The organism is Falsiroseomonas frigidaquae (genome assembly GCF_012163145.1).
Taxonomy (GTDB): domain Bacteria; phylum Pseudomonadota; class Alphaproteobacteria; order Acetobacterales; family Acetobacteraceae; genus Falsiroseomonas; species Falsiroseomonas frigidaquae.
The window spans coordinates 303,737-327,383 of record NZ_JAAVTX010000004.1; the positions used below are offsets into that span (position 1 = coordinate 303,737).

The following is a 23,647-nucleotide window of genomic DNA, read 5'->3' on the forward strand; positions in this document are numbered from 1 at the left end:
CTTGATCTGCCTGGGTTTGCCAGGAAAGCGGAGGGGGAACATAACGGCCGCCATGCCCGCCATCAACATGCGCGACCTGCGCGCCGCCCTGCCCCGCCATGCGCGCCTCATCGGGCTGGACCCGGGCGCGCGGATCATCGGCGTCGCGCTGTCCGATGTCTCGCTGATGCTGGCCTCCCCCTACGGCGCCATTCCGCGCGGCAAGCTGGCGGCGAATGCGGCGGAGATCGCGCGGATCGCGAAGAAGGAAGGCGCCGGCGGGCTGGTGGCCGGGCTGCCGATATCCATGGATGGCAGCTTCGGCCCGGCGGCGCAGGCGGCGAAGGATTGGGCCCTGGCCGTGTCCCAGGCCACCGGCCTGCCGCTGGCCTTGTGGGACGAGCGCCTGTCCTCCGCCGCGGTCAACCGCATGATGATCGCGGCCGACCTTTCGCGGGCCAAGCGGGCCAAGGCGGTGGATGCCGCGGCGGCCGCCTATATGTTGCAGGCCGCTCTGGATGCCAGCGCCGGCCCGGCGTAGCTTCGCGCCATGCTCCCCTACCCGCACCGCCACCTGCTCGCCATCGAGGGCCTCGAGCCCCCCTACATCGCCGATCTGCTGGATCTGGCGGAGAACTACGCGCTGCTGAACCGCCAGGGGAAAACCCAGCGCGACCTGCTGAAGGGCCGGACGCTGATAAACCTGTTCTTCGAGGACAGCACCCGCACCCGCACCAGCTTCGAGCTGGCCGGCAAGCGGCTGGGCGCGGACATCGTCAACATGTCCGTCTCCACCAGCAGCGTGAACAAGGGCGAGACGCTGCTCGACACCGCCTCGACGCTCAACGCCATGCACACCGACCTGCTGGTGGTCCGCCACGGCCAGTCCGGCGCGCCGGCGCTGCTGGCGCAGAAAGTGGATGCGGCGGTGATCAATGCCGGCGACGGCACGCATGAACACCCGACCCAGGCGCTGCTGGATGCGCTGACGATCCGCCGCCGCAAGGGCAGCCTCGAAGGCCTGACCGTCGCCATCTGCGGCGACGTGCTGCATTCCCGCGTCGCGCGGTCCAACATCCACCTGCTGCTGGCAATGAATTCCCGCGTGCGGATCGTCGGCCCGCCGACGCTGATCCCCGCCGAGGCCGCGCGGCTCGGGGTGGAGGTCCACCACAGCATGAAGACCGGCCTGGCCGATGCCGACGTGGTCATGATGCTGCGGCTGCAGAAGGAACGCATGACCTCCGGCCTGGTCCCGTCTTCCCGAGAGTTCTTCCGCTTCTACGGGCTGGATGCGGAGAAGCTGGCCTTTGCCAAGCCGGACGCCATCGTCATGCATCCCGGCCCGATGAACCGCGGCGTCGAGATCGACAGCGCCATCGCGGATGATCCCGTCCGCAGCGTCATTGGCGAACAGGTGGAGATGGGGGTGGCCTGCCGCATGGCGGTGCTGGACGTGCTCGCCCGCAACCAGCGGCGGAATACCTAAGGCCCCCTCACCGCCCGCGCATAGGCGGCCGGCGTCTCGATCAGCGCCCGTGCCGCCACCTGGTCGTCGTCGCGCCCTTCCGCCGGCGGGCAGGCGTTGCGCAGGGCGGCGATCTCGCTCGCCAGCACCGGCGCCCGGGCGGCGCGTTGCCGGGCCAGTACGCGGCCCATCGGCGCCTCCCCCTGCCGCAGCGCCGCCAGGCCCTGGGCCATCACCTCCGGCCCCAGGCTGGTGCACAGCGCGGGCAGCACGCCGAGGCCCTGGATCGGCCAGCCCGAGACCGCCACGATCCGCGACCAGGTCACCAGGATATCCGCGCCATTCGGCAGCGGCGCGACAATCTGGATCAACCCCTTGCCCATGGTGGCGCTGCCCACCACCGCCGCCCGACCGGTTTCGGCCAGGGCCGCGGCGACGATCTCGGCGGAGGAGGCGGTGCGGCCATCCACCAGCACCACCACCGGCCGCCCTTCCGCCAGATCCTGCCCGCCGGCGAAGTAGCGACGATTGGCTTCCGGGTGCCGCCCCTCGGTCCGCATCACCTCGCCCTCCGCCAGGAAGGCATCGGCCACCGCCACCGCCTGGCTCAGCAGGCCGCCGCGATTGCCGCGCAGATCCAGCACCACGCCGCGCGGCACGCCTTCGGCGAAGCCATCCCGCAGCACCTGGGTCAGGCGCCGGTCCGTCATGGCGGAGAAGCCGCTGAGGCGCACGAAAAGGATATCGTTGCCGCGCTCCACGCTCACCGTCTCCGGCACCACCAATTCGCGCACCAGGGTGAAGCTGCGGCGGCGGCCGGCGCGCATCACGGTCAGCCTCACCTCGCTGCCCTCCGGCCCCTCCAGCAGCCGCGCCGCCAGGCCGGGCTCTCGCGGGCCGAGCGGCCTGCCATCCACCGCCAATAGCCGGTCCCCGGTGCGGATGCCCGCCAGCGCCGCCGGGCCATCCCGCGTCACCGCATCGATCACCAGCGCGCCGCGCTGCACGGCGACACGCAGGCCGAGGCCGGATTGTCCAACGCGGCGTTCCCGCGCGCGACGCGCATCCTCAGGCGTCATGTAGCGGCTATAGGGGTCGAGGTGGTTGAACAGCTCCTCGAAGCCGGAGGCCAGCATCCGCTCCGCCCCCGCCTCCCGCAATTGCGGGGAGGCGCGCCAGGCGGCGTTGTAGAAGGCCTCCAGCGTCACGGCGACGGCGTTGCCCTGTTCGAAGGCCGTGCCCGGGCGGATCAGCGGCGCCAGCGAGGCGGTAGCCAGCACCCGGTCCTCGCCGAGCAGCAGGATGCCATCCTCCCGCAATTCCGCGTTGAAGCGGGTATCCAGCACCGCCAGGCCGCGCAGCGACCACAGCACCAGGTTGGCGGGGCTTGCCGCCTCCAGGTGGCGTTCCAGGATCAGGCCGTGGCTGCGCGCCAGCACGCTGCCGATCGCGCCGCCGGGCAGTGCCGCCCCATCCTGCGCCGCCACCCCGCCCGTCTGCAGATGCAGGACGGGCAGCAGCAGGATCAGCGCCGCCGCGAACCCTTGCCGGAGGATTTGGCGCGCGGCGAGGAGCCAGCGCCCGGACGCCCGCGGGAGGTGCCCCGCGGATCGCCCTGCATCAGGGAAAACACCATGCCCCCGGTGCGCGGTACGGCTTCGGACAGTCTCACCTCGACCGCCTGGCCGAGGGAGAAGGTCAGCCCCGTATTGCGGCCGGACATCGCATGCCCGGCCTCGTCCAACTGCCATCTGTCGTCCGGCAAGGTCGCGAGCGGAACAATCCCGCTGGCGCCGTTCTCCTGCACGGTGACGAACAGGCCGAAGCGTGTCACCCCGGAAATCCGCGCTTCGAAAACTTCTCCAACACGTGTTGCCATGAAAGCAGCAAGATAGCGGTCGATGGCGTCACGTTCCGCCATCGCAGCGCGTCTTTCGGTCTGCGTGATGTGTTCCGCGGTATCCGGAAACCGCGCCGCCTCGGCCGGGGCCAGGCCGTTCTTGCCCAGGGCGAGGCCGGCGATCAGCGCGCGGTGCACCAGCAGGTCCGCGTAGCGGCGAATCGGGCTGGTGAAATGCGCGTAGCGCGCCAGCGCCAGGCCGAAATGGCCGATATTGTCCGGCGAGTATTCCGCCTGTGACTGGCCGCGCAGCACCGCCTCATTCACCAGCCGGTCCTCCGGCTTGTCCTTCACCGCGGCGAGGATGCCGCCGAAATCGCGCGGATGGATACGATCCCGCGCCGGCAGCTTCAGGCCGAGCGATTCCAGGAACTGCCGCAGCCCCTCCAGCTTGGCATCCGAGGGCCGGTCATGGATGCGGTACATGCAGGGCTGGCTCAGCCGTTCCAGTTCCTCCGCCGCACAGACATTGGCGGCGACCATGAATTCCTCGATCAGCCGGTGCGAATCGAGCCGGGCGCGCGGCACCACGGCCTGCACCTTGCCCGTCTCGTCCAGCAGCACGCGGCGTTCCGGCACGTCCAGTTCCAGCGTGCCGCGCCGGGCACGATCGGCCAGCAGGGCCTCGAAGGCGCCGTAGAGATGGCCGAGCAGATCCGCCGGCACGCCTTCCGGCACCGTCCCCCCGTCCTTCGCCGCCTGCACCTGTTCATAGGTGAGCCGGGCGGCGGAGCGCATGATGCCGCGGCCGAAGCGATGCGCGGTCTTCCGCCCCGCCCGGTCGAAGCGCATCTCGACGAACAGGCAGCCACGCGGTTCGTCGGGGCGCAGGCTGCACCAGCCATTCGACAGCGCCTCCGGCAGCATCGGCACGACGCGGTCCGGGAAATACACAGAATTGCCGCGCGCCCAGGCCTCCCGGTCCAGCGCACTGTCCGGCTTCACGTAGTGCGCGACATCGGCGATCGCGACCAGGCAGCGCCAGCCTTCCGGGTCCGGCTCCGCCCAGACGGCATCGTCGAAATCGCGCGCATCCTCGCCATCGATGGTGACCAGCGGGATGTCGCGCAGATCCTCCCGCCCCCGCTTCGTCACGCCCTTCGCATCCTCCGCCTCCTGCACCGCCTCGGCGGGGAAGATGTCGGGGATGCCATGGGCGTGGATGCAGATCAGGGAGACGGAGCGCGCCTCCCCCATCCTGCCCAGCACCTCGATGATCCGGGCCGGGCGCGGGCCGAGGCTGTGGTGGCTCGGCATCGGCTCGGCCAGCACGATATCGCCGGGCTTGGCGCCATTCAGCTCCACCACCCGCCAATCCGCGCGCTGGCGGCGATCGGTCGGGATGATGCGGCCTTCCTCGAACACGCCGAGGATGCGGGCAGGCGTGTCGCGCGCGATGCGCTTGAAGGTGCGGCCTTCGTATTTGTTGCCGCCGATGAATTTCAGCCGCGCCAGCACCCTCTCGCCGGGCGCCAGCGCCGCCTGGCCCTTGGCCTCGCGCTGCATGAAGATGACCGGCGGCGGGCCGCGGTCCCGGTCCCATTGCAGGGGTCGCGCGATCGGGTCGCCATCCGGATCGGTGCCGACCACCTCCACCGGCAGCATGTCCGGCAGGCGCTCCGGCGCGGCGATGCCCTTGCGGCCGACCGGCGTCGCCTGGCCGCTGTCCTGCAGGCCCCGCAGCAATTCGCGCAAGGCGGGGCGCTGGTCGGAGGACAGGCCGAAATGCCGGGCGATCTCCGTCTTGCCGACGCGGCCGGGCGCGGTGCGCAGGAAGTCGCGCAACTGCACCAGAGTGGGCAATGCGGAGGGCGCACCCTCCGGGATGCCGGTGCGGTGGTTCGGCGCCTTGCCGGCGAATTTCCCGGCCGGGCGCTTGCGGGCGGCGTGGCCCTTAGCGGGGGGACCGCGCCGCACCATCCTAACTGGCCTTCCGCGCGGCCGGCTTCTTCGCCGCCGTCGCAGCCTTCGGCTTGGCCGCCGCCTTGGCCGGCGCCTTCTTCGCCGGGGCCTTCTTCACCGGCGCCTTCTTCACCGGCGCCTTGCCGTCCGCCGCCGTCTTCGGCGCCGCCTTCTTCGTCGGCGCCTTCTTCGGGGCTTCGGCGTCCGCGTCCGCCTTTGCCGCAGCCTTCTTCGCCGGGGCCTTCTTGGCGCCCTTCTTGCCCTTGTTCAGCGGCGGCAGCTCCTTGCCCTTCTCGGCCAGCAGCTTCACCGCCTCATCCAAGGTCACCGTGTCGAAATCCATGGTCTTCGGCATGGAGGCGACGCGGCTGCCATGCATGACGAAGGGCCCGAAGCGCCCGCGCCGCACATCGACATTGCCGCCCGAGGGATGGTCCCCCAGCGCCCGCCCGCGCGGCTTCACATCAGCCAGCAGCGCCATGGCGCGGTTCAGGCCGATGACCAGCACGTCGTCATCCGGGTCCAGCGACTTGAACAACTGCCCCATCTTCACATAGGGGCCGAAGCGGCCGATCGCGGCGACGATCTCCTCCGCCGTCTCCGGATGCACGCCGACGATGCGCGGCAGCGACAGCAGGGCCAGCGCGCGGTCCAGCGTCAGGCTGTCCGGGTCCATGCCCTTGGCCAGGCTGGCGCGGCGCGGCTTCACCTTCTTGCCCTTCTCGTCGAGGGTTTCCTCGCCGAGCTGGACGTAAAGCCCATAGGGGCCGCGACGCAGGCTGATGTTCTTGCCGCTCGCCGGATCGACGCCCAGCTCGCGCTGACCCTCGTTGAAGCCCGCCGCCCCCTCGGCCTCCGACCCCGGCGCCACCAGCGGGCGGGTGTAGCGGCACTCGGGATAATTCGAGCAGCCGATGAAGGCCCCGGTCCGACCCAGCCGCAGGCCGAGCCTGCCGCCGGAACAGGCCGGGCAGCCGCGCGGGTCCACGCCATCGGACCGCGCGGGGAAGAAATGCGGGCCGAGATCCTCGTCCAGCGCATCGATCACGTCGCTGATCGTCAGCTCGCTGGTGGCGGAGATGGCCTTGGAGAATTCCTCCCAGAAGGCGCGCATCACCGCGCGCCAGTCGGCCCGGCCGCCGGAGATGTCGTCGAGCTTCTCCTCCAGCCCCGCAGTGAAGCCGGTATCCACGTAGCGTTCGAAGAAGGCCATCAGGAAGGCCGTCACCAGCCGCCCGCGGTCCTCCGGCACGAAGCGCCGCTTCTCCAATTTCACATAGTCCCGGTCCTGCAGCACCTGCAGGATCGAGGCGTAGGTGGAAGGCCGGCCGATGCCGAGTTCCTCCAGCCGCTTCACCAGGGTCGCCTCGGAGAATCGCGGCGGCGGCTGGGTGAAGTGCTGGTTGGCGGCGATGGCGCCGGTCTTCACCGCATCCTTCTCCCGCATCGGCGGCAGCGTCTTGCTCTCGTCGTCGGGCTCGGGCCCGGCGGTGGCGATGCCGGCGCGCGCATCCGCGGCGCGGTCGTCCTCATCCTCGCGGTAAAGCCGCAGGAACCCGTCGAAGGCGATGACGGAGCCGGTGGCGCGCAGCTTCGTGCGGCCGGATGGCTCCACCAGCTCCACCGCCGTCTGGTCGATCTCGGCCGACTGCATCTGGCTGGCGACGGCGCGCTTCCAGATCAGCTCATACAGCTTGCGCTGCCGGTCATCGAGGAAGCGGGCCACCTGTTCGGGGGTGCGGGAGACGTCGGTCGGCCGGATCGCTTCGTGGGCTTCCTGCGCGTTCTTCGCCTTCGAGGAATATTCGCGCGGCGCGCCCGGCACGTAGTCGGCGCCGAAGGCTTCCTTCACATGGTCGCGGATGGCGAACATCGCCTCGCGGGCCATCTGCACGCCATCGGTTCGCATATAGGTGATGAGGCCGACGCTCTCGCCGCCGATATCGGTGCCTTCATAAAGCTGCTGCGCCACCCGCATCGCCGCCTGCGCGCCCATGCCAAGCTTGCGCGACGCCTCCATCTGGAGCGTCGAGGTGGTGAAGGGCGGCGGCGGGTTGCGCTTGGTCCGGCGCTTCTCGACCGAGGCAACGCTGAACTTGCCTGCCTCGACCGCCGCCTTGGCGGCCATCGCCGAGGCTTCGTTCGGCAGGTCGAACTGGTCGAGCTTCTTTCCCTCGTGATGCGTCAGGCGAGCCGAGAAGGGCGCGCCGGAGGGCGTCGCGAAGCGGCCCTCGACCGTCCAGTACTCACGGGCCCGGAACGCCTCGATCTCGGCTTCGCGCTCGCAGATCAGCCGCAGCGCGACGGATTGCACGCGGCCGGCGGACCGGCTGCCGGGCAGCTTGCGCCACAGCACCGGGGACAGGTTGAAGCCCACCAGGTAGTCCAGCGCGCGGCGCGCCAGGTAGGCGTCGATCAGCGGCACATCCAGGTCGCGCGGATGCGCCACGGCATATTGCACGGCCCGCTTGGTGATCTCGTTGAAGGTGATGCGGTGCACCTCGACGCCCTTCAGGACGCCGCGGCGGGCCAGCATGTCCTTCACATGCCAGGAAATCGCCTCCCCTTCCCGATCCGGGTCGGTGGCGAGGAACAGGCGGCGGGCGCCCTTCAGCGACTTGGCGATGGCGGTGATCTGCCGGTCGCCCCGCTCATCCGCCTCCCAATCCATGGCGAAATCCTCGTCCGGCCGGACGCTGCCATCCTTGGCCGGCAGGTCGCGGACATGGCCGAAGGAGGCGAGGACCGTGAAGTCGCCACCGAGGTATTTGTTGATGGTCTTGGCCTTTGCGGGGCTTTCGACCACGACGACATCAGGCATTTTGATCTATTCGCCTTCGCGCGCTTGTCCCGCCTCGATCGCCCGAACGGTCAGGTCACTGACCGCACGACCCGGTTGCCAGGCAGGCACTCAACCAGCCCTGACAACTCCAGGTCGAGCAGGATCGCCTGGACGGATGGCGCAGATAGCTGGCAGCGGCGAACCAGATCGTCAACGGCGACCGGTACCGATCCAATCAATTCAAGAATTTGCGCCGCCGATTCGGGGGGGTCCGAGGCGGAAACCGGGTCCGGGGAATGGTTAATTGACCTCGGAGCCCGGGAAAACAGCGGCAGTTCCAACGGCTGGGCCGGCAGGTTGGCCAGCACATCCTCGGCATTCTCGGTCAGGTGGGCGCCCTGGCGCAGCAGGTCGTTGCCGCCGCGGGCGCGCGGGTCCAGCGGGCTGCCGGGCACCGCGAACAGCTCCCGCCCCGCCTCCAGCGCCAGGCGGGCGGTGATCAGGCTGCCGGAACGCGGCGCCGCCTCCACGACCACCAGCCCCAGCACCAGCCCGGCGACAATCCGGTTGCGGCGCGGGAAGTGCCGCGCCATCGGGGCGGTGCCGAGCGGCGCCTCCCCCACCACCACGCCACCTTCCGCCGCGATGCGGGCCTGCAGCGCCGCATTCTCCGGCGGGTAAGGCTGGTCCAGCCCGCCGGCCACCACCGCGATGGTGCGGCCATGCGCGCCCAGCGCCCCCAGATGCGCCGCCGCATCAATTCCGCGCGCCAGGCCGGAGGTGACGGCGACACCGCCCATGCACAGCCCCGCCGCCAGCTCCTCCGCGATGCGCCGCCCGGCGGCGGAGGCGGAGCGCGCGCCGACCACGCCGACCTGGCGGCGCTTCAGCACGGACGGGTCGCCCAGCACCGCCAGCACCGGCGGCGGGTCCTCCAGCAGCGCCAGCAGCGGCGGGTAGGCGGGATCGTCGAGGAACAGGAAGGAGCCGCCCATCCGGGCGACCGCGACCATCTCACGCTCCACCTCGGCCAGCGGCGGCGGGGTGAAGGCGCGGCCGCTGCGGGCGGCATGCGCCGGCAGCGCGGCCAGTGCCGCGGCGCCGCTGCCATGGCGGGCGATCAGGCGACGGAAGGTGGCCGGGCCGATGCCCTCGGTGCGAGACAGGCGCAGCCGCGCCAGGGCCTCGGCCGGAATCACCTGGTTTTCTTGCCGATGCGCGGCTCGGTGCCGGCCAGCAGGCGGCGGATATTGGCGTGGTGGCGGATGGCGATCAGCAGGGCCACGCCCAGGCAGAAGCCGGCCAGCCGCCAATCGCCGGACAGCGCCGCCACCACCGGCGCCAGGGCGCAGACGGTGAGCGCGCTGAGCGAGGAAATCCGGGTCAGCGCCGCCATGGCGAGCCAGACGCCCAGCAGCAGCAGCCCGAGGCCCGGCTGCGCCGCCAGCAGCACGCCGGCCCCGGTGGCGACGCCCTTGCCGCCCTTGAAGCCGAGCCAGATGGGGAAAGTGTGCCCCAGCAGCGCGCAGAAGCCCGCGAGCAGCGCCGCATCCTCGCCCCAGATCCAGCGGGCCAGCAGCAGCGCCACCGCGCCCTTGGCCGCATCCAGCACCAGCGTTGCCGCGGCCAGCTTCCTGTTGCCGGTGCGCAACACATTGGTGGCGCCGATGCTGCCGGAGCCGATCGCCCGCACATCGCCCAGCCCGGCCGCCCTGGTCAGCAGCAGCCCGTAGGGCACGGAGCCGAGCAGGTAGCCCAGCAGCCCGGCGAGAATCAGCCCGATATTCACCCGAACACCCTCTGGCCCGCCTTCCAGGTGCCGAGCACCCGGCCTTCCAGCGCCCGCCCGTCGAACGGCGTGTTCTGCGCCTTGCCCGGCAGCTTGCCGGAATGCACCTGCCAGCCGCGCTCCAGGCTGAATGCCACCAGGTCGCCCGGCGCGCCCTTGCGGAGCCGCCCGGCCTCGATGCCCAGCAGCGCGGCGGGCCTGGCCGTCATCAGCCCGATCGCCTCCAGCAACGGCAGGCGGCCGCCATGCACCTGCGCCAGCGTCACCGCCAGCAGCGTGGCCAGGCCGGCACCGCCCGGTTCCGCCTGGGCGAAGGGCAGGCGCTTGTCATCCGCATCATGCGGCTGGTGGTCGGAGGCGACGGCATCGATGGTGCCATCGGCCAGCGCCGCCACCACCGCCAGCCGGTCCTGCTCGTCCCGCAGCGGCGGGGACAGCTTGGCATAGGTGCGGTATTCGCCGATCGCCGTCTCGTTCAGGTCGAAATAGGGCGGCGCCGTATCGCAGGTGACGCGCAGTCCCTCCGCCCTGGCGCGCCGGATGGCCTCCAGCGCCGCAGCGGTGCTGAGATGGGCGAAGTGGACATGGCCGCCGGTCAGGCGGGCCAGGGCGATGTCCCGCTCCACCATCATCGATTCGGCGGCGGGCGGGATTCCGGGCAGGCCCATGCGCGTGGCACGCTCGCCCTCGGTCGCCGCGCCGCCGGCGGCCAGCGTCGGCTCCTCCGGATGCTGCACGATGAAGCTGCCGAAGGCGCGGGCATAGGACAGCGCCAGCCGCATCAGCCGGGCGGAGCCGATGGCCCGCCTGCCATCGGTGAAGGCCACCGCGCCGGCCTCCCGCAGCAGGCCGAACTCGGCGAGGTCCTTCCCGGCGCAGCCGCGCGTGGCGGCGCCATAGGGCAGGATGGTGAGGCTGGCGCCGGCCTGGCGGGCGAGGAAGGAGACCAGCGCCGGGTCGTCGATGGCGGGCTGTGTGTCCGGCAGGGCGCATAGCGTGGTGATGCCGCCCGCCGCCGCGGCCTGGGCGGCGGAGGCGATGGTCTCGCGGTGCTCCGCGCCCGGCTCGCCGAGCGCGGCGCGCAGATCGACCAGCCCGGGCGCGACGCAGGCGCCCTGCAGGTCCAGGGTTTCCGCGCCATCAGGCACGCCGAGATTGGTGCCGAAATCAGCGATCCGGCCCTCCCGCAGCAACAGCGATCCGGGCGCGTCGAGCCCCGTGGCGGGGTCGAGCAGGCGGGCATGAAGGAGGACAAGGTCGGGCATTGCTGCCGTTATAACCAACGCGGCGAGTCCCGCCATGCATGGTCGTGCGGCTTCGGTTGCGCCTATGCTCGCGGCTCCTCCCCTGGACAAGGCCACATGATGCTCCGACGCCGCGCCGCCCTCGCCCTTCCCGCCGCATTGCTGGCCGCTCCCATGGCCGCTTCCGTGGCCGGCCCGGCCCTGGCGCAGGCCGATTGGCCGACCCGCCCGGTGCGGATCGTGGTGCCCTTCGCGGCCGGAGGCAGCACCGATGTCTCCACCCGCCTGCTGGCCCCCCGCATCCAGGAAATCCTGGGCCAGTCGGTCGTGATCGAGAATCGCGGCGGCGCGGGCGGCACCATCGGCTCCGATTCGGTCGCCCGGGCGCCGAAGGATGGCAGCGTGTTCCTGATGGGCACGATCTCCACCCATGTGCTGGCCGTCGGCCTGTATGGCGACCGCCTGCCCTACGACCCGGAACGCGACTTCATCGCCGTGGCGCCCACCGTGATGGTGCCGATCTGCATCACCGTGCATCCCGGCCTGGGCGTCACCGACCTGGCCGGGCTGATCGCGCTGCTGAAGGCCAATCCGGGCAAGTATGCCTACGGCACCGGCGGCGCCGGCGGGTCCGCGCATATTGGCGCTGTGGCCTTCCTCAATGCCATCGGGGCGGAGGCGACGCATGTGCCCTATCGCGGCAGCGCGCCGATGCTGACGGACATGCTGGCCGGCCAGGTGAACATCTGCTTCGACACGCCCGCCCTGATCGCGCCGCACCACGCCGCCGGCAAGCTGCGCTGCCTGGCGGTGGCGACGGATGCCCGTTCGCCGCTGATGCCGGATGTGCCGACCGCGGCGCAGGCCGGGCTGCCGGGCTACAAGGCCTATTCCTGGTTCGGCCTGTTCGCTCCGGCCGGCACGCCGGATGCGATCGTCACCCGGATGAACGCGGCGGTGCGCCAGGCGCTGCTGGAACCGGCCACCGCCACCCGCCTGCGCGAACAGGACCTGCCGCCGATCGCCGAGGGCAGCCCGGCCCAATTCGCCGCCTTCCTCAAGCGGGAACTGGCCGAATGGGTGCCGGTGGTGCGCGCCAGCGGCGCCACGGCCAACTGAAGCCTTGACCTGACGGGCGAGCGGTCTAGAACACGCTCCTTCGCCGGGTGGGCTGCAAGGCCCGCCCGCAAACCGTTTGAACCGCTTCCTGTGCTGGAACCTGTACGATGGCCAAGGCCAATACCATCCTGATCAAACTGGTGAGCACGGCCGAGCCGTCCACGGGCTATTTCTACGTCACCAAGAAGAACACCCGGAACGCCACCGGCAAGCTCGAGATGAAGAAGTACGACCCGGTTGCCCGGAAGCACGTGCTGTTCCGCGAGTCGAAGATCAAGTAATCCGCCGGGGGGGGCTCGCTCCCCCCGCGCCGCAGGGCCTACAGGCCGCGCTGGACCCCTGAGTCTGGCGCGAATTTCTGCGTTTTACGGTCGGCGGCCTTGGCGCCGCCTGATGCGCCGAAAGGCGTGGCGCCGCCTGGAGCATGATCCGCGAAGGCGGCATCGCCGTAGCGGTTAATCACCCTCTCAGCAAAGGCTGGACCATGATCCATGGCTGCGGATCATGGTCTAGCGCGCGCTGCGGTCGGCGGCCTTGCCCTGGTCGGCGGAAGGCGCCCAATCCGTGCGGATGGCGGCTTCCACCTTGTTCCGGCCGCTGTTCTTGCCGCGGTACAGCGCCGCGTCAGCCGCACTGACCACGTCATCCGCCTGCGCGCCGATGCCGCCGGCGGCAACGCCGATGCTCATGGTGATGTTGAGCGCGATGCCTTCCGCGACGATCGGGACATTGGCGATGGCGGCGCGCAGGCGCTCCGCCACCAGCATCCCGTCCTCGGTCGCGGCGCCGGACATCACCACCAGGAACTCCTCCCCGCCATAGCGGGCCACGACGTCGGCGGCGCGCAGATGGCCGCGCACACGCTCCGCCACCTCCCGCAGCACCACGTCGCCGGCGGCGTGGCCATGGGTGTCGTTCACCAGCTTGAAGCGGTCCACATCCATCAGCAGCACCGCCGCGCCGGAATTGCGCAGCACGCCTTCCAGATGGCGGCGGACATAGCGCCGGTTCCGCAGCCCCGTCAGCGGGTCCGTCACCGCCATCTCCAGGCTGCGATCCAGGTCGGCGCGCAGCCTTTCCTGGTAGCGCTTGCGGCGGATCTGGTTGCGCACGCGGGCGCGCAGCTCGTTCGGATCGACCGGGCGGATCACATGGTCGTTGGCGCCGAGGTCGAAGCCGCGCAGCACCAGGTTCTTCTGGCCGGGATCGGCCACCAGCAGCACCGGCACATCCCGCGTATTGGCATGCGCGCGCAGGCGTGAGGCCAGGCGCAGCGCATCGCCGCCATCGAGCGACAGGCTCAGCAGCACCACGTCATGCAGCCCGTCCTGCAGGATGTCCCAGGATTCGGCCGGGTCGGTGCAATGCGCCACCTCGATCCCATCGGCGCCGAGCACCACGCCCAGCGCCTCCGCCTCCGCCGCATCCTCGTTGACGATCAGGGCGCGGGCGCCGGCGACACTGGGGGATGGGCCGGGCGGTGGCTCGAAGCCCAAATCGCGGGCGGTCTCGGCACGCAGGCGCCAAGCGTCCAGCACCTGCTTCATCCGCAGCAGGGCACGCAGCCGGGCGAAGAGGGTGGCATCGTCCACCGGCTTGGAGAGGAAATCGTCCGCCCCCGCCTCCAGCCCCCGCACGCGCTCCGCCGGGTCGGTCAGGGCGGTGATCATGACGACGGGGATATGGGCGGTGCCGGGCTGCGCCTTCAGCCGGCGGCAGACCTCGTAGCCGTCCATGCCGGGCATCATGACATCGAGAAGAACGACATCGGGCATCCAGCGTTGGACGGTCGTCAACGCCTCGGGCCCCGAGGCGGCGATCGCCACCTCGTAATATTCGTTCAGCAGCTTGATCTCGAGCAGACGGAGATTCGCGGCGATGTCATCGACGACGAGGATGCGGGCCGTCATCGAACCACCGCCCCTTGCCGGCCACGGATCGTCACAGCCGTCTGGCGACGAGACTGCAATCCGGCTACACGCTGCGCTGCTGACCTGATGCACATGGTCACAAATCTGTCAAGGAGAAATCAGTGTCAGACATCACGCAAGGCGAATCCGCCGCGACCAGCTCGGCCCATCGAGAGGTCGCCAATGCCAGCCTGTTCTTCAAGCGGTGGTTGGCGAACCCGTTGCAGATGGGCTCCATCATCCCGTCCTCGGACACGCTGTGCCGCAAGATCGCGGCCCTGGTGCGACGGGCGGAGGATGAGGTCGTGGTGGAGCTCGGCGCCGGAACGGGCGTGATCTCCCGCGCCCTGCTCGCCGCCGGCGTACCGCCGGAGAGGCTGGTGGTGGTCGAGATCGTGCGCGACATGGCCGACCACCTCCGGGCAGCCCTGCCCGGGGTGAACGTCATCTGCGGCGATGCCTTCGAGCTGCCAAAGGCACTGCCCGAAGCGATGCATGGGAAGGTCGGCACGGCGATCTGCGGTATTCCCCTGGTGCTGTTGCCGCGGGCGGACCAGCAGCGATTCGTCGATGCGGTGGAGGCGGTGGCCCCTGGCAAAGGTTTCCTGCTGTACACCTACTGCATCACCTCGCCACTGCCCTACCGCGCCCTGGGTCTGGCAGCGAAGCGCGAGGTCTGGACCCCGATGAACTTCCCGCCGGCCAGCGTCTGGCACTACCAACCTGCCCGGTCGTGAGACGCGCCGCAATGTCTGAGCAAGGAAGCTGTGCCAGGCGGATGCGGAACCTGCCAAGGTCGTGTGCCCTCAGCCGCTGCTGAGGGCCACTTCCGAACCGTCCGGCCGCGTAATCCGCGCCACCAGGCGCGGATGCGGGCTGCGACGGACCTTCAGCGCCTCGTCCAGCCCACGCTGGCGCAGCGCCTCGCGCAATTGTTCGGCATCAGGGTGCTCGGCTTCCAGGGCCACCAGCTTGCAGCCGGATTTCTTCAGCCGCGGCGCCGCGCCCTTGCCGTCGTCCCACTGGATCAGCGGCGGGATCAGGTTGCGCATGTCCTGGCGCTGCGGCGGGAAGGCCATGCGCCAGGTCAGGTCGCCGCGCGACCAGGCCTTCACTTCCCCGGCCTGGCTGGTGCCAAGCCGGGTGACCACCGCATCCAGCACCGGGGTGCGGGCGACCCAGGCGAGCAGATGCGGCCCGGCCTCCAGCATCATCGCGACGGCCGGATCATCCAGGTCGAAGGGCCGCGCCTGCGTCGGCTGCGGCTGGTCCGGGTCCGCTGCGATCACTTCCAGGTAGCTCTGCGGCCCCAGGCTCAGCAGCATGTTGTGCGTGCCGATGCCGGGATGCGCACCACCCTGGGTGGGGCGCACGCCAAGCTGCGCCTCGATGTAGTCGGCGCCTTCCTCGAGGGTGCGGGCGCCAATGACGATGTGGTCGATCTCGGCCATCTCAGCGGGCCTGGAACTGGGTATTGCCGAACAGCACTTCGCGCTCCTTGTCGGACATACCGCCGACTCGTTGATTCTCGGCCAGCACCGCCACGCCCCGCTGCACGGCGGGCCGTGCAGCGATGGCGTCGTGCCAGCGTTGCAGATTGGGGAATTCGGCCAGGTCGATGTTTCGCCGCGCCGGGTTGCGTATCCAGGGGAAGGTGGCGATGTCGGCGATCGAATACACCTCCCCCGCCAGCCATTCTGCCTCCCCGAGCCGCTTATCCAGCACGCGGTGCAGGCGGCCGACCTCCTTCGCGTAGCGCGCCTGGGCGTAGGGGATCTGTTCCGGGGCATAGGTATGGAAATGACCGTACTGGCCGAACATCGGCCCGACGCCGCCCATCTGGAACATCAGCCATTCCAGCGCACGGTAGCGCCCGGCCGGGTCGGCGGGCAGCAGGCGGCCGGTCTTTTCGGCAAGGTAAATCAGGATCGCGCCCGATTCGAACAGCGTCAGGCGCTGCCCGCCCGGCCCGTCCGGATCGACGATCGCCGGGATGCGGTGGTTCGGCGTGATCGCCAGGAATTCCGGCTTGAACTGGTCCCCCGCGCCGATGTTCACCGGCACCACGGTGTAGGGCAGGCCCAGCTCCTCCAGGGCGATGTGGATCTTGTGGCCGTTCGGCGTCGGCCAGGTCCAGACCTCGATCGGCATGCGGCTGTCCCCCCCCCTGTGGTCGTCTTCATCATCCAGGGTGGGCCGGCCGCGGCGGGCTGGCAAGGCGCCGCCGCGAACCCTGACTCATTGGGAAGTCAGCAGAAATGCGCGCCGCGCGTCTCCACCGGCACCATGTAGAGCGACTGGCTGGCGCACATGAACAGCCGGTTCCGCCTGGTGCCGCCGAAGCAGATATTGGCGCAGATCTCGGGCAGGCGGATCTGGCCGATGCGCGCACCGTCGGGGGCGAAGACGTGCACGCCGTCATAGCCTTCGCCAACCCAGCCCATGGCGCCCCAGACATTGCCGGCCTCGTCGCAGCGGATGCCATCCACCATGCCGGTGCGGCCATCCAGCGTCATCTCGGCGAAGGTGCGCGGGTTGGTCAGCCGCGCGCCGTCCACGTCATAGGCCCAGATGATGCTGCGGGCGTCCGGGTAATGGCTGCGGCCGGTATCCGCGACATACAGGGTGCGGTAGTCGGGCGAGAAGCACAGGCCGTTCGGCTTGAACACGTCATCCGCCACCTTCGCCACCTGGCCGGATTGTGCGTCGATCCGGTAGATCGCCTCCTTGATGAAGGGGCGCGGCGATTGCGCGGATTCGGGCACGCGATTGCCCTCGTAATCCATCAGCCCGCCATAGCCCGGGTCGGTGAACCACAGCGCGCCATCCTCGGGGTGCACCACGCCATCATTCGGCGCGTTGAAGGGACCGTCCGGGCCACGCGCGGCCAGCACCGTGACGCGGCCATCGGGTTCGTAGCGCACCACGTCGCGGTGAAAGTGGCGGAAGGCGATCTGCCGTCCCTCGCGGTCGAAGGTGTTGCCGTTGGAATAGCCGGAGGGGCTGCGGAAGCGGCGATGCGTCGTCAGGTCTTCCTCGACCAGGCGCAGGCATTCGTCATTGGGAATGTCCGACCAGATCAGGAACCTGCCGGTCGCGTGCCAGGCGGGACCCTCGGCCCAGCCCATGCCGGTATGCAGGCGGGTGATGGCGGAATTACCGAGCTTCGCGGTGAAGCGCTTCGGGTCGATCGCGATGATGTCGGGGTCAGGGTAGCGCTGCGGCTGGGCGTCCGGACCATAGCTGCGCTGCGCGGCAGCGGGCGTCGCAGCCAGGACCGCGGCCGCGCCAAGCAGGGCGCGGCGCGACGGGTCGGGGAGACGGTTCATGCTGTTTCCTCCATTGGCCCTGCACGGGCGGCCGGAGGATGGCATGGGGCCGATGCGGGGGTGCAACCCCCGCGTGCATCATCCCGAAGGCGTGATGACCGGCTTCCTCAGGCGTTGCCGCCGAGATAGTCCATCGCCACCTGCACGCCGCCCGACTGGTGCGGCACGCCGGCCGCGCGCAGCCCCATCTCCACCCCACCGAGCGCACCCACCATCTGCAGGGGCGAAATGTCGCCCAGATGGCCGATGCGGAAGACGCGGTCGTTCAACTGGCCCAGGCCGTTGCCCAGGCTCATGTTGAACTTCTCCAGGATGGTCGCGCGCAGCGCATTGGCGCTGTGGCCCTCCGGCAGGCGCACGGCGGTCAGGACGGAGGAGTAGTGGCGCGGGTCCTGGCACTGCACCTCCAGCCCCCAATGGCGCACGGCGCGGCGGGTGGCTTCCGCCATGCGGTCGTGCCGGGCGAAGACGTTGTCGAGGCCTTCCTCCAGCAGCATGTCGCAGGCGGTGTCCAGCGCGTAGAGCATGTTGGTGGCCGGCGTATAGGGAAAGTAGCCGGTGGCGTTGGCCGCCAGCATCGGCTTCCAGTCCCAGAAGCTGCGCGTCAGCCTGGCCTGCTCGCTGGCCTTGATGGCCCTGGCGCTGATCGCGTTGAAGGACAGGCCCGGCGGCAGCATCAGCCCCTTCTGGCTGCCGGAGACGGTGACATCGACGCCCCACTCGTCATGCCGGTAATCCATGGAGCCGAGGCCGGAGATGGTATCCACCAGCAGCAGCGCCGGGTGGCCGGCGGCGTCGATCGCCGCGCGGACCTCCGCGATGCGGGAGGTGGCGCCGGTGCTGGTCTCGTTGTGCACGACGCAGACGGCCTTGATGGCGTGGGACTTGTCGTCGCGCAGCTTCTGGCCGATGGCATCCACATCCGCGCCGCGGCGCCAGTCGGTCTTCACGAAATCGGCGACGATGCCGAGGCGCTCCGCCATCTCGTTCCAGAGATGCGCGAACCAGCCGGTCTCGCACATCACCACGCGGTCGCCGGGCGAGAGGGTGTTGACCAGCGCCGCCTCCCAAGCCCCGGTTCCGGAAGCGGGGTAGATCACCACATGGGACTCAGTCTTGAAGATGGCCTTCGCCTTCTCCAGCACCTGGGCGCCGAGCTTGCCGAAATCCGGCCCGCGATGATCCATGGTCGGGTGGTCCATGGCGCGCAGGATGCGGTCCGGCACGTTGGAGGGGCCGGGGATCTGCAGGAAATGGCGGCCGGAATTGGGCTTGGACTGGAAATAGGCCATCGGGTCTTGGCTCCCTCTCTGGCCCGATAGCTAGCCGCAGACCATGCCGACTGCCAATGAGTAAGCCTTGTCGGATTGATGAGATTTATAGATGACCACCCGCCCGGGCGCCGCGGTAGAGAGTGGCCGGAGGAGAGCCCAAGCATGAATGCCAGTACCGGAATCGAAGCCAGGGTCGCAGATAGCCGCCTCGCCCGGCGCCTGCAGCGCGAGACGGAGGGGGAGGTGCTGTTCTCCGCCGGTGACCGCGGCCGCTATGCGACGGATGCCTCGATCTACCAGCAGATGCCGATCGGCGTGCTGGTGCCGCGCAGCACGGCGGATGTGGCGGCTGCCATGGCGATCTGCCGGGAGGAAGGCGTGCCAGTGCTGCCGCGCGGCGGCGGCACCAGCCAATGCGGCCAGACGGTGAACCGGGCGCTGGTGCTGGACTGCACGCCACATCTGCGCCGGGTGCTTTCCGTGAATGGCGACACCGCGACGGTGGAGCCCGGCATCACCCTCGGCGCGTTGAACGAGGCGCTGAAGGCGTCGAAGCAGTTTTATCCGGTCGATCCCTCCACCTGGCAGCGCTGCACCATCGGCGGCATGGCGGGCAATAATTCCTGCGGGTCGAAATCCATCCGCTACGGGCTGATGGCCGATAATGTCCGCGCCATCGATGCGATCCTGGCCGATGGTACGCGCTTCCGCTTCGGCGACATCCCCGAAAATCTCGGCCCGGACGTGCCCGGCTCCGTTGCTGACCTTGTGGCAAAACTGCGCGCCATCGGGGCACGGGAGGCGGAGGAGGTGGCGGCCCGCTTCCCCGACCAACTGCGCCGCGTCGGCGGCTACAACCTGGATGCGCTGACGCCGGCCGGCCGTGCCGCCGGCCGCGGCAGCCTGGCGCGGCTGCTGGTCGGCAGCGAGGGCACGCTGGCCTTCTCCGCCTCGCTCGACCTGAAGCTGTGGCCGATCAAGCCGCGCAAGGTGCTGGGCATCTGCCAGTTCCCGTCCTTCCGCCAGGCGATGGCCGCGTCCCAGCACCTGGTGACGCTGGACCCGGAGGCGGTGGAGCTGGTGGACCGCACCATGATCGACCTCGGCCGGTCGATCCCGATCTACCGCGACACCATCGACCAGATCCTGATCGGTGAGCCGGACAGCCTGCTGATCGTCGAATTCCACGGCCATGACGATGCGACCCTGCTGCAGGGGCTGGACCGGCTGGAGGAGATGATGGGCGACCTCGGCCTGCCCGGCCAGGTGGTGCGCATCACCGATGCCGGCTTCCAGGCGCGCGTTGCGGAAGTGCGCGAGGCCGGCCTCAACATCATGATGAGCATGAGGGGCGACGGAAAGCCGGTCTCCTTCATCGAGGATTGCGCCGTCCCGCTGGCCGACCTGGCGGATTATACCGAACGCCTGAACGACGTCTTCGCCCGCCACGGCACCAAGGGCACCTGGTACGCCCATGCCAGCGTCGGCTGCCTGCATGTCCGGCCCGTGCTGAACATGAAGTCCGGCGAGGACGTGACGAAGATGCGCGCCATCGCGGAGGAGTGCTTCGCCCTGGTGCGCGAATACAAGGGTTCGCACTCGGGCGAGCATGGCGACGGCATCGTCCGCTCCGAATTCCACCAGCCGATGTTCGGCGCCCGCATCGTGAAGGCGTTCGAGGCAGTGAAGGACGCCTTCGACCCCGGCACGCCCGAACTGCCGCATGGCCTGCTGAATCCGAACCGCGTGGTGCATCCGCCGCGCATGGATGACCGCCGGCTGTTCCGCTACGGCCCGGACTATGCGGCCGATCCGGCGGTGACGCCGGCGCTCGACTGGTCCGCCTGGCCAGGCCCGCAAGGCGGCCTGCTGGGCGCCGTCGAGATGTGCAACAACAACGGCACCTGCCGGAAATTCGACGCCGGTTCCATGTGCCCCTCCTATCGCGCCACGCGGCAGGAACAGCACCTCACGCGCGGCCGCGCCAATACGCTGCGCCTCGCCCTGACCGGGCAGCTGGGTGCCGAGGGCCTAGCCTCCGACGAAGTCGCCGAGGCGATGGCGCTGTGCGTCGGCTGCAAGGCCTGCAAGCGCGAATGCCCGACCGGTGTCGACATGGCGAAGATGAAGATCGAGGCCGCTCATGCCCGCGGCCGCCGCCATGGCGTGGCCTTCCGCGACCGGCTGATCGCCGAGATGCCGCGCTGGGCGCCCTTCGCCGCCATCGCGCCCTTCGTCTTCAACGCCCGCGACCTGATCCCCGGGATGGCCAGGCTGAGCGAGCGCCTGACCGGCCTCGCCGCCGGCCGCACCCTGCCCCGCTTCCGCGGCGACGCCTTCCATGATGCGGAGCTGCGCGCCCCGGATGGCCGCGCCAACGAGGTCATCCTGCTGCCCGACCTCTTCAACCGCTACTTCGAGCCGGAGAATTTACAAGCTGCCGTCCGCGTCTTGCGCGCCGCCGGTGCCGATCCGGCCGTCGCCCGCCCCCCGCGCGGCAGCCGCCCGCTGGATGATGGCCGCACCTACCTCGCCGCCGGGATGGTCGAGCAGGCCCGCGCCGAGGCACGGCGGACGCTGGAGGCGCTGTCCGCATGGGACAGCCCCGTGCTCGGCCTGGAACCCTCCTGCCTGCTGACGCTGCGCGACGAGTTCCTGTCACTTCTCCCCGGCGAGCCGGCCCGGAAGCTGGCGGCGCGCGCCATGCTCGTCTCCGAATGGCTGGCGAAGACCAAGGCGCCGCTGACGCTGAAGCCGATTGGGGCGGAGGCGCATATCCATGGCCATTGCCACCAGAAGGCGGTCGGCGACTTCCCGGCGGCGGTCGCGACGCTGACGCGCATCCCAGGGCTGAAGGTCACGCCCATCACCTCCTCCTGCTGCGGCATGGCGGGCGCCTTCGGCTATGATGCGGAGAAGCTGCCGACCTCCATCGCCATGGCCGAACTCTCACTGCTGCCGCATATTCGCCGCACCGCGCCGACCGCGCTGATCGTCGCCGACGGCACCTCCTGCCGCCACCAGATCGGCGATCTGGCGAAGCGGCCGGCGCTGCATTCCATCCGACTGCTGGACATGGCCCTGACATGACGCAACCTGCCGACATCCTCGATTTCTGGTTCAGTGAAGGGCCTGGCACCTTCCGCAAGGCCTGGTTCACCAAGGATGACGCCTTCGATGCCGGCATCCGCGCCCGCTTCGGCTCGCTGCTGGTGCCGGCGCGCGAGGGCGTGCTGGATGGCTGGGCCGCGACGCCGGACGGCGCGCTGGCACTGCTGATCCTGCTCGACCAGTTCCCACGCAACCTGCATCGCGGCAGCGCCGAGGCCTTCGCCTCCGATCCCCATGGCCGCGCCATCGCGCGGCAGGCGGTGCTGGAGCGCAAGCAGGACCTCGCCCTGCACCCGGTGCAGCGCAGCTTCCTGTACCTGCCCTTCGAGCACGGCGAGTCGATGGAAGACCAGGACCTGTCCGTCGCCTTGTTCGAGGGGCTGCGCGACTTCCCCGCGATCGCCGCGCCAGATGGCGTCATCGACTATGCCTGGCGGCACCGCGTGGTGATCCAGCGCTTCGGCCGCTTCCCGCACCGCAACGCGGCGCTCGGCCGCACCAGCACGCCCGCGGAGGAAGCCTGGCTCGCGGCTGGCGGCGGTTTCTGAAAATCTATTCCGCTTGTCTCACGAATGGGCCATGTTGCGCCCCCTGAGCACACGGGGGCGGCGATGATACGGAATGGTCGGGCGATGCTAGTGCGCCTCTCGGCGCTTGTCGCCCCGATGTTCCTTGTGCCGGGTACCGCCTCCGCCCAGCCCCGTCCTGCGCTGGCCCAGACACCGCCCGGCTTCTACGCGGCCGCCGGAATCGGCGTGAACCAGCCGCAATCGGCCGATGTCGAGACCAGCGGCACCATCCGCAACACGCTGCGCGGCAATGGCACCGTGCGGTTCGAGCCGATGGCGATGGGCGTGGTCGCGCTGGGCTACGGCTTCGGCAACGGCATCCGTGTGGAGCTGGAGGGCAGCCTGCGCGCCAATGCGGTGGACCGTGCCAGTGCCGGGCCGGGCCTCGCCCCGGTCACCAGCAGCCAGGGGCAGCTCTGGAACTGGGGGCTGATGGCCAATGCGCTGGTCGATGTCGATCTCGGCGCGGAGTGGATCCAGCCCTATTTCGGCGTCGGCCTCGGCTATGTCTGGTCGGAGGTGAAGGATTTCCGGGTGGCCAGTTCCGGCCAGCGCCTCGCGGTGGATGGCACGGAGGGCAACCTCGCCTACCAGGCCATCGCTGGCGCCGCCTTCCCGATCGCCGCCGTGCCGGGCCTTTCGGCCACCGCCGAATACCGTTTCATGGGCACCGTGGAGCAGGATTACGCCGCCAACCTGTTCACCACGACCCGCCGCCGCACCGCGCCCACCGCCGGCCGCGCCGAGATCAGCCCCTACCACCACGCGGTGCTGTTCGGCCTGCGCTATTCGCTCGGCGGCGTGGCGGAACCCGCGCCCGCGACCCCTGTCGCCTTCACCCCGCCGCCGATCGCCGTGCAACCGCCGATCGCCGCGGCGCCGGCCGTCACGCGCAGCTTCATCGTCTATTTCGGCCTGAACAGCGCCAGCCTGACCGTCCGCGCCCGCCAGATCGTCATCGAGGCCGCCCAGGCGGCGCGCAGCGGCAGCACCGTGATCGAGGTCGGCGGCCACACGGATGCGGCCGGCAGCCCCGCCGCCAACCAGCGCCTGTCGCGCCGTCGGGCGGAGGCGGTGGCAAGCGAGCTCCGCCGCCAGGGCATCGCCGGCGACAGCATCTCCATCACCGCGCATGGCGAGACCCAACCCGCCGTGCCGACCCGCAGCGGGGCGCGGGAGCCGCGCAACCGACGGGTGGAGATCATCCTGCGGTAACAGCATCCGGCGAACCAAAGCCGGTCTGCCGCGTCATCTGCCCGGACCCAGCCGGG

Annotated in this window: 19 protein-coding genes; 8 read left to right on the plus strand and 11 right to left on the minus strand. The window is 70.1% G+C overall.

Annotated elements, in window-relative coordinates:
* Positions 1 to 52: 52 nt before the first annotated feature.
* Both ruvX and HB662_RS14025 read left to right on the plus strand, forming a co-directional pair.
* Positions 53 to 520, plus strand: coding sequence for a Holliday junction resolvase RuvX (ruvX, locus tag HB662_RS14020; protein ID WP_168050438.1), 468 nt, complete (start codon positions 53 to 55; stop codon positions 518 to 520).
* Between the two features lie 9 nt (positions 521 to 529).
* Positions 530 to 1,468, plus strand: coding sequence for an aspartate carbamoyltransferase catalytic subunit (locus tag HB662_RS14025; RefSeq protein ID WP_168050439.1), 939 nt, complete (start codon positions 530 to 532; stop codon positions 1,466 to 1,468).
* Here the strand turns inward: HB662_RS14025 and HB662_RS14030 are convergent.
* The 6 genes from HB662_RS14030 to pyrC are packed head-to-tail and all read right to left on the minus strand — an operon-like array spanning position 1,465 to position 11,085.
* Complete coding sequence (locus HB662_RS14030; protein ID WP_168050440.1) at positions 1,465 to 2,934, minus strand: S41 family peptidase; 1,470 nt, start codon at positions 2,932 to 2,934, stop codon at positions 1,465 to 1,467. The genes HB662_RS14025 and HB662_RS14030 overlap by 4 nt on opposite strands.
* A gap of 38 nt (positions 2,935 to 2,972) precedes the next feature.
* The gene (gene rnr, locus HB662_RS14035) at positions 2,973 to 5,267 is read right to left on the minus strand and encodes a ribonuclease R (protein WP_168050441.1); all 2,295 of its coding nucleotides are present in this window, start codon (positions 5,265 to 5,267) and stop codon (positions 2,973 to 2,975) included.
* A 1-nt stretch (position 5,268) separates the two neighbouring features.
* Positions 5,269 to 8,070 (minus strand): type I DNA topoisomerase, encoded by a 2,802-nt coding sequence (gene topA / locus HB662_RS14040; RefSeq protein ID WP_168050442.1) that lies wholly within the window; start codon positions 8,068 to 8,070, stop codon positions 5,269 to 5,271.
* Positions 8,071 to 8,120: 50 nt separating this feature from the next.
* Entirely contained in the window at positions 8,121 to 9,230 is a 1,110-nt protein-coding gene (dprA, locus tag HB662_RS14045; RefSeq protein ID WP_168050443.1) for a DNA-processing protein DprA, read from the minus strand.
* Positions 9,227 to 9,814 (minus strand): glycerol-3-phosphate 1-O-acyltransferase PlsY, encoded by a 588-nt coding sequence (gene plsY / locus HB662_RS14050; protein WP_168050862.1) that lies wholly within the window; start codon positions 9,812 to 9,814, stop codon positions 9,227 to 9,229. The genes dprA and plsY overlap by 4 nt, the downstream gene beginning before the upstream one ends.
* Before the next feature lie 2 nt (positions 9,815 to 9,816).
* The gene (gene pyrC / locus HB662_RS14055) at positions 9,817 to 11,085 is read right to left on the minus strand and encodes a dihydroorotase (RefSeq protein WP_168050444.1); all 1,269 of its coding nucleotides are present in this window, start codon (positions 11,083 to 11,085) and stop codon (positions 9,817 to 9,819) included.
* A gap of 96 nt (positions 11,086 to 11,181) precedes the next feature.
* Between pyrC and HB662_RS14060 the strand changes: the two genes are divergently transcribed.
* Complete coding sequence (locus tag HB662_RS14060) at positions 11,182 to 12,183, plus strand: Bug family tripartite tricarboxylate transporter substrate binding protein (protein ID WP_168050445.1); 1,002 nt, start codon at positions 11,182 to 11,184, stop codon at positions 12,181 to 12,183.
* Positions 12,184 to 12,290: 107 nt separating this feature from the next.
* Positions 12,291 to 12,464 (plus strand): 50S ribosomal protein L33, encoded by a 174-nt coding sequence (gene rpmG / locus HB662_RS14065; protein ID WP_168033295.1) that lies wholly within the window; start codon positions 12,291 to 12,293, stop codon positions 12,462 to 12,464.
* Positions 12,465 to 12,692: 228 nt separating this feature from the next.
* On the opposite strand, the gene HB662_RS14070 is transcribed toward rpmG, so the two are convergent.
* Positions 12,693 to 14,093: a PleD family two-component system response regulator gene (locus HB662_RS14070; protein WP_168050446.1), complete on the minus strand. Its 1,401-nt coding sequence runs from the start codon at positions 14,091 to 14,093 to the stop codon at positions 12,693 to 12,695.
* A gap of 122 nt (positions 14,094 to 14,215) precedes the next feature.
* Here HB662_RS14070 and HB662_RS14075 point away from each other — a divergent pair, with 122 nt between their 5' ends.
* The gene (locus HB662_RS14075; RefSeq protein WP_342449511.1) at positions 14,216 to 14,830 is read left to right on the plus strand and encodes a class I SAM-dependent methyltransferase; all 615 of its coding nucleotides are present in this window, start codon (positions 14,216 to 14,218) and stop codon (positions 14,828 to 14,830) included.
* Between the two features lie 69 nt (positions 14,831 to 14,899).
* Here HB662_RS14075 and HB662_RS14080 read toward each other — a convergent pair whose 3' ends face one another.
* The 4 genes from HB662_RS14080 to HB662_RS14095 all read right to left on the minus strand — a co-directional run bounded on the left by HB662_RS14080 (position 14,900) and on the right by HB662_RS14095 (position 18,714).
* Entirely contained in the window at positions 14,900 to 15,544 is a 645-nt protein-coding gene (locus HB662_RS14080) for a VOC family protein (protein ID WP_168050447.1), read from the minus strand.
* Position 15,545: 1 nt separating this feature from the next.
* Positions 15,546 to 16,244, minus strand: a complete 699-nt coding sequence (locus HB662_RS14085; protein WP_168050448.1) for a glutathione S-transferase family protein — start codon at positions 16,242 to 16,244, stop codon at positions 15,546 to 15,548.
* A gap of 98 nt (positions 16,245 to 16,342) precedes the next feature.
* Positions 16,343 to 17,422, minus strand: coding sequence for an SMP-30/gluconolactonase/LRE family protein (locus tag HB662_RS14090; protein WP_168050449.1), 1,080 nt, complete (start codon positions 17,420 to 17,422; stop codon positions 16,343 to 16,345).
* A gap of 107 nt (positions 17,423 to 17,529) precedes the next feature.
* A complete protein-coding gene (locus HB662_RS14095) occupies positions 17,530 to 18,714 on the minus strand; it encodes a pyridoxal-phosphate-dependent aminotransferase family protein (protein ID WP_168050450.1) in 1,185 nt (394 codons plus the stop codon).
* 144 nt (positions 18,715 to 18,858) lie between these two features.
* On the opposite strand from HB662_RS14095, the gene HB662_RS14100 reads away from it, so the two are divergent.
* From HB662_RS14100 to HB662_RS14110, 3 genes are all read left to right on the plus strand, one after another.
* On the plus strand, positions 18,859 to 21,786 hold the full coding sequence (locus tag HB662_RS14100; protein ID WP_168050451.1) for an FAD-binding and (Fe-S)-binding domain-containing protein: 2,928 nt from the start codon (positions 18,859 to 18,861) through the stop codon (positions 21,784 to 21,786).
* The gene (locus tag HB662_RS14105) at positions 21,783 to 22,355 is read left to right on the plus strand and encodes a DUF924 family protein (protein ID WP_168050452.1); all 573 of its coding nucleotides are present in this window, start codon (positions 21,783 to 21,785) and stop codon (positions 22,353 to 22,355) included. The genes HB662_RS14100 and HB662_RS14105 overlap by 4 nt, the downstream gene beginning before the upstream one ends.
* 84 nt (positions 22,356 to 22,439) lie before the next feature.
* A complete protein-coding gene (locus HB662_RS14110; RefSeq protein WP_168050453.1) occupies positions 22,440 to 23,591 on the plus strand; it encodes an OmpA family protein in 1,152 nt (383 codons plus the stop codon).
* The last annotated feature ends 56 nt before the right edge of the window (positions 23,592 to 23,647 follow it).

Coding starts and splice junctions, on each gene's coding strand:
- ruvX (WP_168050438.1), top strand. CDS start 53: ATGCCCGCCATCAACATGCGCGACCTGCGCGCCGCCCTGCCCCGCCAT.
- HB662_RS14025 (WP_168050439.1), top strand. CDS start 530: ATGCTCCCCTACCCGCACCGCCACCTGCTCGCCATCGAGGGCCTCGAG.
- rnr (WP_168050441.1), bottom strand. CDS start 5,267: ATGGTGCGGCGCGGTCCCCCCGCTAAGGGCCACGCCGCCCGCAAGCGC.
- topA (WP_168050442.1), bottom strand. CDS start 8,070: ATGCCTGATGTCGTCGTGGTCGAAAGCCCCGCAAAGGCCAAGACCATC.
- pyrC (WP_168050444.1), bottom strand. CDS start 11,085: ATGCCCGACCTTGTCCTCCTTCATGCCCGCCTGCTCGACCCCGCCACG.
- HB662_RS14060 (WP_168050445.1), top strand. CDS start 11,182: ATGATGCTCCGACGCCGCGCCGCCCTCGCCCTTCCCGCCGCATTGCTG.
- rpmG (WP_168033295.1), top strand. CDS start 12,291: ATGGCCAAGGCCAATACCATCCTGATCAAACTGGTGAGCACGGCCGAG.
- HB662_RS14070 (WP_168050446.1), bottom strand. CDS start 14,093: ATGACGGCCCGCATCCTCGTCGTCGATGACATCGCCGCGAATCTCCGT.
- HB662_RS14080 (WP_168050447.1), bottom strand. CDS start 15,544: ATGGCCGAGATCGACCACATCGTCATTGGCGCCCGCACCCTCGAGGAA.
- HB662_RS14085 (WP_168050448.1), bottom strand. CDS start 16,244: ATGCCGATCGAGGTCTGGACCTGGCCGACGCCGAACGGCCACAAGATC.
- HB662_RS14090 (WP_168050449.1), bottom strand. CDS start 17,422: ATGAACCGTCTCCCCGACCCGTCGCGCCGCGCCCTGCTTGGCGCGGCC.
- HB662_RS14095 (WP_168050450.1), bottom strand. CDS start 18,714: ATGGCCTATTTCCAGTCCAAGCCCAATTCCGGCCGCCATTTCCTGCAG.
- HB662_RS14100 (WP_168050451.1), top strand. CDS start 18,859: ATGAATGCCAGTACCGGAATCGAAGCCAGGGTCGCAGATAGCCGCCTC.
- HB662_RS14105 (WP_168050452.1), top strand. CDS start 21,783: ATGACGCAACCTGCCGACATCCTCGATTTCTGGTTCAGTGAAGGGCCT.
- HB662_RS14110 (WP_168050453.1), top strand. CDS start 22,440: ATGCTAGTGCGCCTCTCGGCGCTTGTCGCCCCGATGTTCCTTGTGCCG.